The sequence below is a fragment of the Chryseobacterium sp. KBW03 genome (assembly GCF_003852415.1).
In the GTDB taxonomy this organism is placed as follows: domain Bacteria; phylum Bacteroidota; class Bacteroidia; order Flavobacteriales; family Weeksellaceae; genus Chryseobacterium; species Chryseobacterium viscerum.
The window spans coordinates 69,843-83,792 of the sequence record NZ_QAJO01000004.1 but is presented as its reverse complement, the minus strand read 5'-3'; the positions used below and the strand labels follow the sequence as shown (position 1 = coordinate 83,792).

The 13,950-nt window shown below is 36.6% G+C and carries 26 protein-coding genes; 25 read left to right on the top strand and 1 reads right to left on the bottom strand.

Translation table 11 applies throughout. The annotated features are described in order from the left end of the window. Positions 1-3: 3 nt before the first annotated feature. A complete protein-coding gene (locus DBR39_RS08410) occupies positions 4-1,602 on the bottom strand; it encodes a glycerol-3-phosphate dehydrogenase/oxidase (protein ID WP_124532190.1) in 1,599 nt (532 codons plus the stop codon). Positions 1,603-1,718: 116 nt separating this feature from the next. Here DBR39_RS08410 and DBR39_RS08405 point away from each other — a divergent pair, with 116 nt between their 5' ends. From DBR39_RS08405 to rpsM, 25 genes are all read left to right on the top strand, one after another. Next, entirely contained in the window at positions 1,719-2,483 is a 765-nt protein-coding gene (locus tag DBR39_RS08405; RefSeq protein ID WP_124532188.1) for a DeoR/GlpR family DNA-binding transcription regulator, read from the top strand. 248 nt (positions 2,484-2,731) lie between these two features. Next, a complete protein-coding gene (rplC, locus tag DBR39_RS08400; RefSeq protein ID WP_103231555.1) occupies positions 2,732-3,355 on the top strand; it encodes a 50S ribosomal protein L3 in 624 nt (207 codons plus the stop codon). Further along, on the top strand, positions 3,346-3,975 hold the full coding sequence (rplD, locus tag DBR39_RS08395) for a 50S ribosomal protein L4 (protein ID WP_124532186.1): 630 nt from the start codon (positions 3,346-3,348) through the stop codon (positions 3,973-3,975). The genes rplC and rplD overlap by 10 nt, the downstream gene beginning before the upstream one ends. A 3-nt stretch (positions 3,976-3,978) precedes the next feature. Next, on the top strand, positions 3,979-4,269 hold the full coding sequence (gene rplW, locus DBR39_RS08390; RefSeq protein ID WP_047380577.1) for a 50S ribosomal protein L23: 291 nt from the start codon (positions 3,979-3,981) through the stop codon (positions 4,267-4,269). A 22-nt stretch (positions 4,270-4,291) separates the two neighbouring features. Beyond that, positions 4,292-5,113, top strand: coding sequence for a 50S ribosomal protein L2 (gene rplB / locus DBR39_RS08385; protein WP_103231554.1), 822 nt, complete (start codon positions 4,292-4,294; stop codon positions 5,111-5,113). 2 nt (positions 5,114-5,115) lie between these two features. Beyond that, complete coding sequence (gene rpsS, locus DBR39_RS08380; RefSeq protein ID WP_034702850.1) at positions 5,116-5,394, top strand: 30S ribosomal protein S19; 279 nt, start codon at positions 5,116-5,118, stop codon at positions 5,392-5,394. Between the two features lie 2 nt (positions 5,395-5,396). Next, positions 5,397-5,795, top strand: coding sequence for a 50S ribosomal protein L22 (rplV, locus tag DBR39_RS08375; RefSeq protein WP_034694674.1), 399 nt, complete (start codon positions 5,397-5,399; stop codon positions 5,793-5,795). Positions 5,796-5,802: 7 nt separating this feature from the next. Next, complete coding sequence (gene rpsC / locus DBR39_RS08370) at positions 5,803-6,552, top strand: 30S ribosomal protein S3 (protein WP_076353263.1); 750 nt, start codon at positions 5,803-5,805, stop codon at positions 6,550-6,552. A 98-nt stretch (positions 6,553-6,650) separates the two neighbouring features. After that, the gene (gene rplP / locus DBR39_RS08365; protein WP_029297776.1) at positions 6,651-7,076 is read left to right on the top strand and encodes a 50S ribosomal protein L16; all 426 of its coding nucleotides are present in this window, start codon (positions 6,651-6,653) and stop codon (positions 7,074-7,076) included. A gap of 12 nt (positions 7,077-7,088) precedes the next feature. Next, the gene (gene rpmC, locus DBR39_RS08360) at positions 7,089-7,274 is read left to right on the top strand and encodes a 50S ribosomal protein L29 (RefSeq protein WP_103231553.1); all 186 of its coding nucleotides are present in this window, start codon (positions 7,089-7,091) and stop codon (positions 7,272-7,274) included. Between the two features lie 12 nt (positions 7,275-7,286). Next, a complete protein-coding gene (rpsQ, locus tag DBR39_RS08355; protein WP_027371715.1) occupies positions 7,287-7,541 on the top strand; it encodes a 30S ribosomal protein S17 in 255 nt (84 codons plus the stop codon). A gap of 2 nt (positions 7,542-7,543) precedes the next feature. Next, a complete protein-coding gene (gene rplN / locus DBR39_RS08350) occupies positions 7,544-7,912 on the top strand; it encodes a 50S ribosomal protein L14 (protein WP_002983226.1) in 369 nt (122 codons plus the stop codon). 21 nt (positions 7,913-7,933) lie between these two features. Beyond that, a complete protein-coding gene (rplX, locus tag DBR39_RS08345) occupies positions 7,934-8,260 on the top strand; it encodes a 50S ribosomal protein L24 (RefSeq protein ID WP_103231552.1) in 327 nt (108 codons plus the stop codon). 11 nt (positions 8,261-8,271) lie between these two features. Next, positions 8,272-8,823 carry a 50S ribosomal protein L5 gene (rplE, locus tag DBR39_RS08340; protein ID WP_089734598.1) on the top strand — a complete coding sequence of 184 codons (552 nt, stop codon included), beginning with the start codon at positions 8,272-8,274 and terminating at the stop codon, positions 8,821-8,823. 3 nt (positions 8,824-8,826) lie between these two features. Then, on the top strand, positions 8,827-9,096 hold the full coding sequence (gene rpsN, locus DBR39_RS08335) for a 30S ribosomal protein S14 (RefSeq protein ID WP_076353267.1): 270 nt from the start codon (positions 8,827-8,829) through the stop codon (positions 9,094-9,096). A gap of 143 nt (positions 9,097-9,239) precedes the next feature. Further along, positions 9,240-9,638 carry a 30S ribosomal protein S8 gene (gene rpsH / locus DBR39_RS08330; RefSeq protein WP_076353268.1) on the top strand — a complete coding sequence of 133 codons (399 nt, stop codon included), beginning with the start codon at positions 9,240-9,242 and terminating at the stop codon, positions 9,636-9,638. A 17-nt stretch (positions 9,639-9,655) separates the two neighbouring features. Then, a complete protein-coding gene (rplF, locus tag DBR39_RS08325; RefSeq protein WP_103231549.1) occupies positions 9,656-10,201 on the top strand; it encodes a 50S ribosomal protein L6 in 546 nt (181 codons plus the stop codon). 15 nt (positions 10,202-10,216) lie between these two features. After that, positions 10,217-10,570, top strand: coding sequence for a 50S ribosomal protein L18 (gene rplR / locus DBR39_RS08320; RefSeq protein ID WP_103231548.1), 354 nt, complete (start codon positions 10,217-10,219; stop codon positions 10,568-10,570). Between the two features lie 19 nt (positions 10,571-10,589). After that, complete coding sequence (gene rpsE, locus DBR39_RS08315; RefSeq protein ID WP_045491132.1) at positions 10,590-11,111, top strand: 30S ribosomal protein S5; 522 nt, start codon at positions 10,590-10,592, stop codon at positions 11,109-11,111. A 10-nt stretch (positions 11,112-11,121) separates the two neighbouring features. Continuing rightward, the gene (rpmD, locus tag DBR39_RS08310; protein WP_027371710.1) at positions 11,122-11,298 is read left to right on the top strand and encodes a 50S ribosomal protein L30; all 177 of its coding nucleotides are present in this window, start codon (positions 11,122-11,124) and stop codon (positions 11,296-11,298) included. 21 nt (positions 11,299-11,319) lie between these two features. Further along, positions 11,320-11,769, top strand: a complete 450-nt coding sequence (gene rplO, locus DBR39_RS08305; RefSeq protein WP_124532184.1) for a 50S ribosomal protein L15 — start codon at positions 11,320-11,322, stop codon at positions 11,767-11,769. A 9-nt stretch (positions 11,770-11,778) separates the two neighbouring features. After that, positions 11,779-13,158, top strand: coding sequence for a preprotein translocase subunit SecY (gene secY / locus DBR39_RS08300; RefSeq protein ID WP_103231546.1), 1,380 nt, complete (start codon positions 11,779-11,781; stop codon positions 13,156-13,158). A 3-nt stretch (positions 13,159-13,161) separates the two neighbouring features. After that, positions 13,162-13,377, top strand: a complete 216-nt coding sequence (gene infA / locus DBR39_RS08295) for a translation initiation factor IF-1 (protein WP_034684855.1) — start codon at positions 13,162-13,164, stop codon at positions 13,375-13,377. A gap of 63 nt (positions 13,378-13,440) precedes the next feature. Beyond that, positions 13,441-13,557: a 50S ribosomal protein L36 gene (gene rpmJ, locus DBR39_RS08290; protein WP_007839480.1), complete on the top strand. Its 117-nt coding sequence runs from the start codon at positions 13,441-13,443 to the stop codon at positions 13,555-13,557. A gap of 9 nt (positions 13,558-13,566) precedes the next feature. Continuing rightward, positions 13,567-13,944: a 30S ribosomal protein S13 gene (gene rpsM / locus DBR39_RS08285; RefSeq protein ID WP_002983260.1), complete on the top strand. Its 378-nt coding sequence runs from the start codon at positions 13,567-13,569 to the stop codon at positions 13,942-13,944. Positions 13,945-13,950: the final 6 nt, after the last annotated feature.

Here is a 13,950-nt window from a genome sequence, read left to right as displayed (position 1 = left end):
ATGTTAATATAGGTTGATAACTTTTGGCGAATAAGGAGTTAATAGATATCCTCTTGCCAACTCAATGAATTCATTTTCCTGTTGCTGTGCCCATTCTTCGGTAAAACCTTTTTCTTCGGCAATGATTCTGGCAATATTGTGAGCGCAGTCTATCGCTGCTCTTGCATCTAAAAATAGGAGACGTACTCTTCTTGCAAGAATATCCTCAATAGTTTCTGCCATTTCATTTCTTACTGCCCATACTATTTCTGCTACGGTGAAAGCGTGGTCAGGATGGATTTTCTGTGCATAGCGCGGATTACTTTCCTGAAGAGCCTTTATAGCAGGTATATCAGATCCGTAAACGTAAAGGTGATTGGTTCTGTCTACCTGTTCAGGTTTCACATTTCCATGGATGGAAAGGTGTTCTGTTTTAGAAGGAGAATTTCCCAATCGGTGAACTTTCATGGCTTCATCTACTGTATCTTCTGCCATTTTACGGTATGTGGTCCATTTTCCTCCGATAATAGAAACTAATCCTGTATCTGAAGTAATGACTTTGTGGCTTCGGGAAACCTCTTTTGTGCTTTTGCTTCCGTCTTTGGGAGCGGCAAGAGGGCGAAGTCCTGCGTAAACGGATTTTACATCTTCGCGGGTCGGCTTTTTAGCTAAATATTGTCTGGCTGTATTTAAGACAAAATTAATTTCCTCTTCTAAGGCACGGGGTTCAAAACTTTCATCTTTCAGAAGGGTGTCTGTAGTTCCTACCAGGGCTCTGTCATGCCAAGGGACAACAAACAAAACTCTTCCGTCTGAAGTTTTCGGGATCATAATCGCATCATCACTTTTCAGGAATGATTTATCCAGTACAAGGTGAATTCCCTGGCTTGGTACAACTAATTTACCATGCTTAGGATTGTTCATATTAAGAATGTCATTCGTAAATACACCTGTTGCATTGATGACCACTTTACTGTGAATCTGATATTGCTGCTTTGAAAACTGATCTTCAGCAACGACACCTATTACTTTATCAGAGGCATCTTTCAAAAGGTTGATTACTTTTACATAATTAACAGCAGTTCCCCCTTTCTCGATAATGGTTTGGGTAAGGTTTACAGCAAGCCTTGCATCATCAAATTGTCCGTCCTGGTAAACAACACCACTCATTAAGTGATTTTGTTCAATAGTGGGAAGCTTTTCAATGGTTTTTGATTTACTGATGTATCTTGTTTTTCCCAGACTTAGTTTTCCGGCAAGGAAGTCGTAAACGGATAGCCCGATCTTATAATAGATTCCGCCCCACCAGGTGTAGTTTGGGATAATAAAAGACTGATTTTTTACGATATGCGCTGCATTTTTTGCCAAGAGACCTCTTTCTTTTAATGCTTCTTTTACCAATCCGACATCTCCCTGGGCAAGATATCTAACTCCACCGTGTACCAATTTGGTACTTCTGCTGGATGTTGCTTTTGCGAAGTCATGAGATTCAAGCAATAAAGTTTTGAATCCTCTGCTTACCGCATCTAATGCTGAACCTAAACCACTGGCTCCTCCTCCTATGACAATAAAGTCCCATTCTTTTACATCGGTTAACTTACTTAGTTCTTCGTTTCGTTTCATAAATGTTTCGTTTATGTTTCGTTTTCAAATATATAAATTAAAAATGAAAGCAAAAAGAAAATAAATGAAATTTTTAGATGTGAAAAAAAATCGGTATTTTTGATGAAACGAATAAAATGGAAAAGCTACTACCAAGGCAGGATGAAATACTAAAAGAGCTTGATGAGAAAGGACATGTGCTTGTTCAGGATCTGTGCGAAAAGCTTAGTGTTTCTTCGGTTACGATCCGAAAGGATCTGAACTATCTCGAAAGTTTGGGGCTTCTTTTCAGAAATCATGGAGGGGCGAGTAAGCAGGTGAGGTATGCTTATGAGAAAAATGTAGGAGAAAAAGAAAATATCAATGTGGAAGCGAAGCAGGCTATTGCAAAGGCAGCTTTGTCTCTGATCCAGGAAAACGATTGTATTATATTGGCTTCCGGAACAACCATGCACTACCTTGCCAGAATGCTGGTGAATTTTGGACCGCTGACAGTTCTGACCTCTTCTTTAAGGGTGGCGATTGAACTTTGTAATAATCCTAACATTAATATCATTCAGTTGGGAGGTGAAGTACGCAAGAGTTCTACTTCTATAGTAGGTTCTATTTCCGAAGGAATTCTTAAGCAGTTTTCCTGTAATAAACTTTTTCTGGGCGTTGATGGGATTGATCCTGAATTCGGAATCAGTACTTCCAATGCTGCAGAAGCTCACCTGAATCAGATCATGATGGAATGTGCAGATCAAACGGTGATTCTAGCGGATTCTTCAAAATTGAATAAGAAAGGGTTTGGTAAAATAGCAGCTTTGGATCAGGTGGATTATCTGATCACGGATCATGGTATTTCTGTTGAAGAAAGGGCTGAACTGGAGGAAGTAGGGGTAAATATTATTGCTAAATAATACCCTCATCTTAATTTCTTTTTTAAAATCAAAATAAATCTTTGGGAAATTTGTTCTGAATTTTTTCAAAATCATCTAATTGATTAAAAATCAAAATATTTTACTTGAAATATTTGTCAGTTATAAAATTATTCATACATTTGCACACTCATTTTACGGGCGTAGTATGCCTATATCAAAAGTAGAAATTACTTCAGACTCGGAAAAATGGTAATGAATAAAGGATAAATTTTATTATAATATAAACAATGTCAGGTATTATTGGAAAAAAAATCGGGATGACATCTCTGTTTGACGAGAACGGCAAAAACATGCCTTGTACCGTTATTCAAGCAGGTCCATGCTCGATTTTACAGGTCAGAACCTTGGAAAAGGACGGCTATACAGCTGTTCAATTGGGTTTCGATGACAAGAGTGAGAAGAACGTTGGTAAAGCGTTAGCTGGCCATTTTAAAAAGGCTGGTTCTGCTCCTAAAGCTAAATTGGTAGAATTCCACAACGGATTCGCTGATGTGAAAGTAGGAGAAGAAGTAAAAGTTGATTTGTTCACTGAAGGTGAATATGTTGACGTAACAGGAACTTCAAAAGGTAAAGGCTTCCAGGGTGTTGTTAAAAGACACGGATTTGGAGGTGTAATGCAGGCAACTCATGGACAGCACAACAGACTTAGAGCTCCAGGTTCTATCGGTGCTGGATCAGACCCTTCAAGAGTATTCAAAGGGATGAGAATGGCTGGAAGAATGGGAGGTGAGCAGGTAACTGTTCAAAACCTTCAAGTGTTAAAAGTTGATCAAGAACAAAATCTTTTAGTAGTAAAAGGTGCTGTTCCGGGAGCTAAAAATTCTTATGTAATTATCAGAAAATGGAACTAGTAGTATTAAATACATCAGGAAAAGAGACCGGAAGAAAAGTAACTCTAGACGAAACAGTATTCGGAATTGAGCCAAATCAGCACGCGGTTTACTTAGAAGTTAAACAGTACCTTGCTGCACAAAGACAAGGGACTCATAAAGCAAAAGAAAGAAGCGAAATTACTGCTTCTACTAAAAAGCTTAAGAAGCAAAAAGGATCAGGATCTGCTAGATATGGTGATATTAAATCTCCAACTTTCAGAGGTGGAGGTAGAGTATTCGGACCTAAGCCAAGAGACTACAGATTCAAATTGAACAAAGCTCTTAAGAGATTAGCTAAGAAATCTGTTTTATCTCAGAAAATGAGAGACAACAGCATTAAAGTTTTAGAAGATTTGAGCTTTGGTGCTCCTAAGACTAAAGATTTTATCAGTGTATTGAATGCATTGGAACTTAACGGTAAAAAATCTTTATTCGTTCTTCCTGAAGCTAACAAGAATGTGTATTTGTCTTCAAGAAACTTACCTAAAACTAAAGTAATGAACTTCAACGAGATCAGTTCTTACGACTTAGTAAACGCAGGTGAGATTATTTTCTTCGAAGGTGCAGTTGAAAAATTCCAGGAAAATTTAAAGAAATAAGTCATGTCTATTATTATTAAACCAGTTATTTCAGAAAAGGCTAATTACCTTACAGATTTAAGAGGTTCTTATTCTTTCTTAGTTGAACCTAAGGCGAATAAAATCCAGATTAAAAAAGCTGTTGAAGCAGCTTACGGTGTAAAAGTAGCAGACGTTAACACAATGATTTATGCTCCGAAGGTTTCTTCAAAGTACACTAAAAAAGGTCTTCAAGTAGGAAAGACAAACAAATTGAAAAAAGCGGTAATCAAACTTGCTGAAGGTGAGGTTATCGATATTTTTGCTGTAAATTAATTATTAATTATAAATAATAGTAATGTCTGTTAGAAAATTAAAACCTATCACCCCGGGACAGAGATTCAGAATTGTAAACAATTTTGAAGAAATTACTACCAACAAACCAGAGAAATCTCTAACAGTTGGTATTAGTAAGTCAGGTGGACGTAACCAAACTGGTAAAATGACCATGCGTTACACCGGAGGTGGACACAAAAAGAAATACAGAATTATTGACTTCAAAAGAAACAAAGCAAACGTTGAAGCCACTGTAAAATCTGTAGAATATGATCCAAACAGAACTGCATTTATCGCTTTATTAGAGTATGCTGATGGAGAGAAGAGATATATCATCGCTCCAAACGGTATCAAAGTTGATCAGAAAGTAATTTCTGGTGAAAGCGTAGAACCAAATGTAGGGAACGCAATGAAGTTGAAAAACATTCCTTTGGGTACTGTTATTTCTTGTGTTGAAATGAAGCCTGGTCAAGGTGCAATTTTAGCAAGAAGTGCTGGTTCTTCAGCTCAATTAACTTCAAGAGACGGGAAATATGCAATCATCAAATTGCCTTCAGGAGAATCTAGAATGATCCTTACTGAATGTTATGCAATGATTGGATCAGTTTCTAACTCTGACCACCAGTTAACTGTATCAGGTAAGGCTGGTAGAAGCAGATGGTTAGGTAGAAGACCAAGAACAAGAGCTGTTGTAATGAACCCAGTTGATCACCCAATGGGAGGTGGTGAAGGTCGTTCTTCAGGAGGTCACCCAAGATCTAGAAACGGTATGCCTGCTAAAGGTTACAAAACCAGAAAGAAAAATAAAGCGTCTAACCGTCATATCATATCTAAACGTAAATAATTATGGCAAGATCACTTAAAAAAGGACCATTCATTCATCATACTTTAGATAAGAAGGTTCAGACAAATATAGAGTCTGGTAAGAAGACAGTTATCAAAACTTGGTCTAGAGCATCAATGATCTCTCCGGACTTCGTAGGACAAACTATTGCAGTACACAACGGGAAATCTTTTATCCCTGTTTATGTTACAGAAAACATGGTTGGTCACAAGCTAGGCGAATTTTCTCCAACAAGATCTTTCAGAGGTCATGGTGGTAACAAAAACAAAGGAAGCAGATAATCATGGGATCAAGAAAAAGAGAAAGTGCATTAGCACGTAAATTGACAAACCAAGATGTAGTAAAAGCAATACACAATGATTGCCCATCTTCTCCAAGAAAAATGAGATTAGTAGCTGATATCATTAGAGGAGAGCAGGTAGACAAAGCTTTATACATTCTAAAATATTCTAAAAAAGACGCATCTAACAAGTTAGAAAAAGTATTGCTTTCTGCAATGGCTAACTGGCAAACTAAAAACGAAGGTGCTGATATTGAAGAAGCAAATCTTATCGTTAAAGAAATTTTTGTAGACAGTGCAAGACAATTGAAGAGACTAAGACCAGCTCCACAAGGTAGAGGGTACAGAATCAGAAAAAGATCAAACCACATTACATTAATCTTAGGTAAAAAAGAAAATTAATCAAGGTATGGGACAGAAGACAAATCCAATTGGTAATAGATTAGGTATCATCAGAGGATGGGATTCTAACTGGTTTGGTGGAAACGATTATGGAGACAGAATCGCTGAAGACTACAAAATCAGAAGATACCTTGAGGCTAGATTATCTAAAGGTGGTATTTCAAAAATTTATATCGAAAGAACACTTAAATTAGTAACAGTTACAATTACTACTGCTAGACCGGGACTTATCATCGGTAAAGGAGGTCAGGAAGTTGATAAATTGAAAGAAGAATTGAAGAAACTTACAGGTAAGGATATTCAAATCAACATTTTCGAAATCAAAAGACCTGAATTAGACGCTGTACTAGTTGCTGATAGTATTTCTAAGCAAATTGAGAACAGAATTTCTTACAGAAGAGCTGTTAAAATGGCAATGGCAAGTACTATGAGAATGGGTGCTGAAGGTATCAAAGTTCAAATCTCTGGTAGATTGAACGGAGCTGAAATGGCAAGATCAGAATCTTTCAAAGACGGAAGAATTCCATTGTCTACTTTCAGAGCAGATATCGATTACCACTGGGCAGAAGCTCACACTACTTACGGTAGATTAGGTGTAAAAGTATGGATCATGAAAGGGGAAGTTTACGGTAAAAGAGAACTTTCTCCACTAGTGGGACAACAGAAAAAAGGAGGTCAGTCAGATAGAGGAAACAGAGGTGGAGACAGAGACAACAGAAGACCTAGAAAAAACAACAACAATAACAATAATAATTAAAATTTTAGATTAGAAATTTTGAATTTTAAATTACCGTTACTTTTTTAAAATTAAAAAAAATCTAAAATCTAAAATCTAAAATCTAAAATTTAGAAATTATGTTACAACCAAAAAGAACCAAATTCCGTAGAGTTCACAAGATGAAGATGAAGGGGAATGCCCAAAGAGGTAGTCAACTTGCTTACGGAACATTTGGGATCAAAGCGACGGAAGGAGCTTGGATCACTGCAAGACAGATTGAAGCAGCTCGTATTGCTGCGACAAGATATATGAAGAGAGAAGGTCAACTATGGATCAAAATCTTCCCAGATAAGCCAATTACTAAAAAACCAGCGGAAGTACGTATGGGTAAAGGTAAAGGTGCTGTTGAATATTGGGTAGCTGTAGTAAAACCTGGTAAAATTATGTTCGAAATCGGAGGTGTACCTTACGATATCGCTAAGGAAGCTTTAAGACTTGCTGCGCAAAAATTACCAGTAGTTACTAAATTCATCGTTGCTAACGATTTTGTTAAACCTCTATAATCTTTGAATACAATGAAAAATGCTGATATTAAAAATTTAAGCGCGGGTGATATTCAAGCTCAATTAACTGAAGCAAAAGCTCAATATTCTAAATTGAAGTTGGCTCATGCAATCAGCCCAATTGAAAACCCGATTCAAATCAGAGATTTGAGAAAAGCAATCGCAAGACTAAACACTGAGTTAACTAACAAACAATAATTTCATTTTACAATGGATAGAAATTTAAGAAAAGAAAGAATCGGAGTGGTTTCCAGCAATAAAATGGAAAAAACTATTGTTGTTAGTGAAACTACAAGAGTAAAGCACCCGATGTACGGTAAATTCGTTTTGAAAACGAAAAAATATACTGCACATGACGAGAACAACGAATGCACAGAAGGTGATACAGTTTTGATCCAAGAAACTAGACCTTTGAGCAAGAGCAAGAGATGGAGATTAGTAAGAATCATTGAAAAAGCTAAGTAATAATGTTACAAACAGAATCAAGATTAAAAGTTGCTGATAACACAGGTGCAAAAGAAGTACTAGTTATCAGAGTTCTGGGAGGAACCAGAAGAAGATATGCTTCAGTTGGTGATAAAATCGTTGTTACTATCAAGGATTCTACACCATCAGGAAACGCTAAAAAAGGTCAGGTATCTAAAGCTGTAGTAGTAAGAACTAAAAAAGCAGTAAGAAGAAAAGATGGTTCATACATCAAATTCGACGACAATGCTTGTGTATTACTAAACGCAGCGGGAGAAATGAGAGGAACTCGTGTTTTCGGACCAGTTGCTCGTGAGTTGAGAGATAAAGAATATATGAAAATCATTTCATTAGCTCCTGAAGTACTTTAATTTTTAAAATTTTTAAAAGAAATGTCAAAGTTAAAAATAAAAAGAGGAGATAACGTAATCATTACTACTGGTAAGAAAGATATCAAAGGTAAGACTGGTGAAGTTATTGAAGTGATCAAGAAAGAAGGAAGAGACCCAAGAGTAATTATTGCAGGACTTAACATCGTTAAAAAACACGTTAAGCCTTCAGCTTCAAATCCTCAAGGAGGAATTACTGAAAAGGAAGCTTCTATTCATATCTCAAACGTAGCTTTAGTTGGTAAAGATGGAAAAGCTATCAAAATCGGTTACAAAATCGAAGGAGATAAGAAAGTAAGAATCAACAAAAAAACGGGTGAAACTTTATAATTTGAATTAACATGGAATTTATAGCAAGACCCAAAAAAATATACAGAGAAACAATTGTTCCTGCAATGATGGAAGAATTCGGGTACAAGTCAATCATGCAAGTACCTAGATTAGAGAAAATCGTTGTATCACAAGGTTTAGGAGACGCTACTGCAGATAAGAAAATTATCGATTATGCTGTAGAAGAACTTACAAACATCACAGGTCAGAAAGCAGTAGGTACAATCTCTAAGAAAGACGAAGCTGCATTCAAATTGAGAAAAGGAATGCCTGTAGGTGCGAAAGTAACATTGAGAGCTCACAGAATGTATGAGTTCTTAGACAGACTTACTTCTTCTGCTTTGCCACGTATCAGAGATTTCTCTGGTATCAAAGCTGATGGTTTCGATGGTAGAGGTAACTACAACTTAGGTATTACTGAGCAAATTATCTTCCCTGAAATCGTAATCGACAAAGTGAAAAAAATCCAAGGGATGGACATCACTTTTGTTACTACTGCGAAGACAGATAAAGAAGCTAAAGCATTACTAACTCACTTCGGTTTACCATTTAAAAAGAACTAAGAAATGGCTAAAGAATCAATGAAAGCGCGTGAGCGCAAAAGAGAAGCACTAGTTGCTAAATACGCTGACAAAAGAAAAGCTTTAAAAGAAGCTGGTGATTATGAAGGACTTCAGAAATTACCTAAAAATGCTTCTCCTGTAAGATTACACAACAGATGTAAACTAACAGGTAGACCAAGAGGATATATGAGAACGTTCGGACTTTCCAGAGTAACTTTCAGAGAAATGGCAAACAACGGTCTTATCCCAGGTGTAAGAAAAGCTAGTTGGTAATAATTACTAATTAAAATCGAGACAATTAAGTTGTTTAGATACTAAAGAATAAATATCAGACCGAGGTTTTCTGAAGTCTGATATTTTTATCTTCAAGTCTTTTCAATACTGATTGTCTTTAACCAATAATTTATAAAAGAAAAATGGTAACAGATCCAATTTCAGATTTCCTAACAAGAGTAAGGAACGCACAAAGCGCAGGCCACAAAGTGGTGGAAATTCCTGCATCGAAAATCAAAAAGGAGATTACTAAGATCCTATTTGATCAAGGGTATATCTTAAACTACAAGTTTGAAGATAACGCTGTTCAAGGAGTGATCAAAATCGCTTTAAAGTACGATAAGCAAACTAGCAAACCTGCTATTAAGTCTATTCAAAGAGCTTCTAGACCAGGTTTGAGACAGTACAAAGGTTCTACGGAACTTCCAAGAGTACTAAACGGTTTGGGTATTTCTATCATCTCTACTTCTAAAGGAGTAATGACTGACAAGAAAGCTAGAGAAGAGAAAGTAGGCGGTGAAGTAATCTGCTATGTTTATTAATTTTTAATCAGAGGAAAATGTCAAGAATTGGTAAAGCAATTATAACAATTCCAGCTGGAGTTACAATCACTGAAAATAACGGTGTAGTAACTGTAAAAGGAGCAAAAGGAGAACTTTCTCAAGAGCTTACAGCAGGAATTACTTTAGAACAAAAAGATGGTGAGCTTAATGTAAACAGACCATCTGATTCTAAGCAACACAAAGCGCTTCACGGTTTATACAGAGCGTTAATCGCCAACATGATCGTTGGTGTAACTGAAGGTTTCGAAAAGAAACTAGAACTAGTAGGGGTAGGATATAGAGCTTCTCACACAGGTCAAAAACTTGAGTTGGCTTTAGGATTCTCTCACGGTATCGTATTAGAACTTCCAGGTGAAGTGAAAGTTGATACATTGACTGAAAAAGGTAAAAACCCAATTATTACTTTAGCGTCTCATGACAAGCAACTTCTAGGAATGGTTACTGCAAAGATCCGTTCTTTCAGAAAGCCTGAGCCATACAAAGGAAAAGGTGTAAGATTCGTAGGAGAAATTGTTAGACGTAAAGCTGGTAAATCTGCTTAATAAATTATAAGTATTATGGCATTAAGTAAATTAGAAAAAAGAATAAGAATCAAAAGAAGAGTAAGAGGGAAAATCTCTGGATCTTCTGAATTGCCAAGATTATCTGTATACAAAAGTAATAAGGAAATTTACGCTCAGTTAATCGACGATAAAAATGGTAAAACTTTAGCATCAGCTTCTTCTAGAGAGAAAGGTGTAGACGCTAAAGGTACTAAGACTGAAATTTCTGCTGCTGTTGGTAAAGCTATCGCTGCTAAAGCTATCGCTGCAGGAATCGGAAGTATTGTATTTGACAGAAACGGTTTCGTATATCACGGTAGAGTGAAAGCTCTAGCTGACGGTGCGAGAGAAGGTGGACTTAAATTCTAATCATTAAATTTCGGAAAATATGTTAGGACTAGATAATATAGAAAGAGTAAAACCGGGAGGATTAGAATTAAAAGATCGTCTCGTAGCTGTTAACAGAGTAACAAAAGTAACAAAAGGGGGTAGAGCTTTCGGATTTTCTGCTATTGTTGTAGTAGGAAACGAAGAAGGTATTATTGGTTTCGGTTTAGGAAAATCTAAAGAGGTTGCTTCTGCAATTGCTAAAGCAGTTGAAGACGCTAAGAAAAACCTTGTGAAAGTTCCTGTAATGAACCACACTATTCCTCACCAAACTACTGCTAGATACGGTGGTGCAGATATCTTCTTAAGACCTGCTTCTCACGGTACAGGACTTATCGCCGGTGGTGCGGTAAGAGCAGTATTAGAATCAGCTGGTATTCACGATATCCTTTCAAAATCTAAAGGATCTTCTAACCCTCACAACGTAGTGAAAGCTACTTTCAAAGCGTTATTAGACATCAGAAGACCTGAAGAGATCGCTAGAATGAGAGGAGTTTCTCTAAGTAAAGTGTTTAACGGTTAATATAAAAACAATGGCAACAATTAAAGTAAAACAAGTAAGAAGCGCTATTGGTAGAACAAAAACCCAAAAGAGAACGCTTGAAGCATTAGGATTAAAAAAACTTCACCAAGTTGTAGAACATGAAGCTACTCCTTCCATCTTAGGAATGATCGCTGCAGTAGGACACTTACTTGAAGTTCAAAAATAATTTTATAAAAGAGAAATTAAAATGAATTTAAATAACATAAAACCTGCTGCTGGATCTACTTTCAACTCAAAAAGAATTGGTAGAGGTCAAGGTAGTGGAAAAGGAGGTACTTCAACAAAAGGACACAAAGGTCAAAAAGCTAGAGCTGGTTATTCTCAGAAAATCGGTTTCGAAGGTGGACAGATGCCTTTACAAAGAAGATTACCTAAATTCGGATTCAAAAACGTAAACAGAAAAGAGTTTAGAGGAATTAACCTTGATACTATTCAAACTTTAATCGAGAACAAATCCATTACTGGAGAAATCACGAAAGAAGTTTTAGTAGCAAACGGAATAGTTTCTAAAAACGAATTAGTGAAAATTATGGGTAGAGGAGAATTGAAATCTGCGGTTTCAATCTCTGCTGACAAATTCACTAAGTCTGCTGAAGAGCTTATTGCTAAGGCAGGAGGAAAAGCAATTACCTTATAATACTTACTAATGAAAGAATTTATACAAACACTTAAAAATATATGGAGCCTAAAGGAATTAAGAGATAAAATTCTCTTTACGTTAGGTATTATCCTTGTGTATAGATTCGCATCTTATATCTCACTTCCCGCAATTAATCTTGCAGAAGTGGGAGATCTCTTAGAGCATTATAAAAATCAAGGCGGTAACAAGCAAGGAGCAGGTCTCCTTGGCTTGCTTTCGTCGTTTACGGGGGGAGCTTTCAGCCACGCTTCCGTAATGGCGTTGGGAATCATGCCTTATATTTCTGCTTCTATTATTGTTCAGTTGATGGGGATGGCTATTCCTTATCTTCAGAAGCTTCAGAAAGATGGAGAGTCAGGTAGAAATACATTGAACCAAATTACAAGATGGTTAACGATTGGAGTTTGTCTGGTACAGGCACCTTCTTACCTAACTTCTATTACTCAATTATTCTTACCGTATGCTCAGTTCCAATCTGCATATTTTGTAGAGCCAAATTCTATCATGTTCTGGTTACCAAGTATTGTTATTCTGGTTGCTGGTTCAGTGTTCGCAATGTGGTTAGGTGAAAAGATTACCGACAAAGGAATCGGAAATGGTATTTCCATCCTTATTATGGTAGGTATTCTTTCAAGACTGCCTGAAGCATTCTTACAGGAGATGGCCGTGCAGAACGGAAAAGGAGGAATGGGATCTATCATGATCCTTATTGAAGTATTATTCTGGATGGTGGTAGTTCTTTTAGCGGTGATCTTATCAGTTGCTGTTAGAAAAATCCCTATTCAGTATGTAAGCAGAGCTCAAGCAAGAGGAGGTGTAAACAAGAATCTTATGCAGGGCGCAAGACAATGGATCCCATTGAAAGTAAATGCTGCTGGTGTAATGCCGATTATCTTTGCTCAGGCATTGATGTTCGTACCAGGATTATTAACAAAATTCGATGAGTCCAACACTTTTCTTGCAGGTTTCAAGAATGTTTTTAGCTGGCAGTACAATGTATTGTTTGCGCTATTAATTATTATCTTCTCGTTTTTCTATACTGCAATTACAATTCCGGTAAACCAGATGGCTGATGACTTAAAGAGAAATGGAGGTTTAGTACCGAAAGTAAGACCCGGTAAAGAGACAGCTGATTACTTAGATGATATTTTATCAAAAATTACCTTGCCAGGTGCAATTTTTTTATCTATCTTTGCAATCCTTCCGGCAATTGTGCATGGAAGCTTTGTTCAGACAGATGCGTTTGCCCTATTTTTCGGGGGAACATCATTGTTGATTATGGTGGGTGTAATTTTAGATACAGTTCAACAGATTAATACATATCTGCTGAACCATCATTATGATGGCTTAATGCAGTCTAAACTGTCTAGAACGACTGGATATTAATTTATGGCAAAACAAAAACATATTGAACAAGACGGCGTTATAACGGAAGCACTTTCGAACGCCCAGTTCCGTGTAGAACTTGAAAATGGGCATATTCTTATTGCTCATATTTCCGGCAAAATGCGAATGCACTATATTAAACTTTTACCTGGTGATAAGGTAAAACTAGAAATGTCTCCCTACGATTTAACAAAAGGGAGGATCACATTTAGATACTAAAAACATTTAGCCAAATGGAATACACATTCCATTTGGCATTTGTAAAAAATAAATACTATCAAAATGAAAGTAAGAGCATCAATTAAAAAAAGAAGCGCTGATTGCAAAATTGTACGCAGAAAAGGTGTGCTATTCGTAATCAACAAGAAGAACCCAAAATTTAAACAAAGACAAGGTTAACATTAAATTATGGCGAGAATTGCAGGTATTGATTTACCAAAAAACAAAAGAGGTGTTATCGGTTTAACTTACATCTATGGAGTAGGAAGAAGTACTTCTTCTGAAATCCTTAAAGCTGCCGGTATCAGCGAAGACAAGAAAGTCAACGAATGGAATGACGATGAATTGGCTGCAATCAGAACATATATCTCCGAAAACGTTAAAGTAGAAGGAGAATTGAGATCTGAAGTGCAATTGAACATCAAGAGATTGATGGACATAGGATGCCAACGAGGAATACGTCACAGACTAGGATTACCTTTAAGAGGCCAGAGAACGAAAAACAACTCTAGAACCCGTAAAGGAAAGAGAAAAACAGTTGCTAACAAGAAAAAGGCAAGTAAATAATCGTTA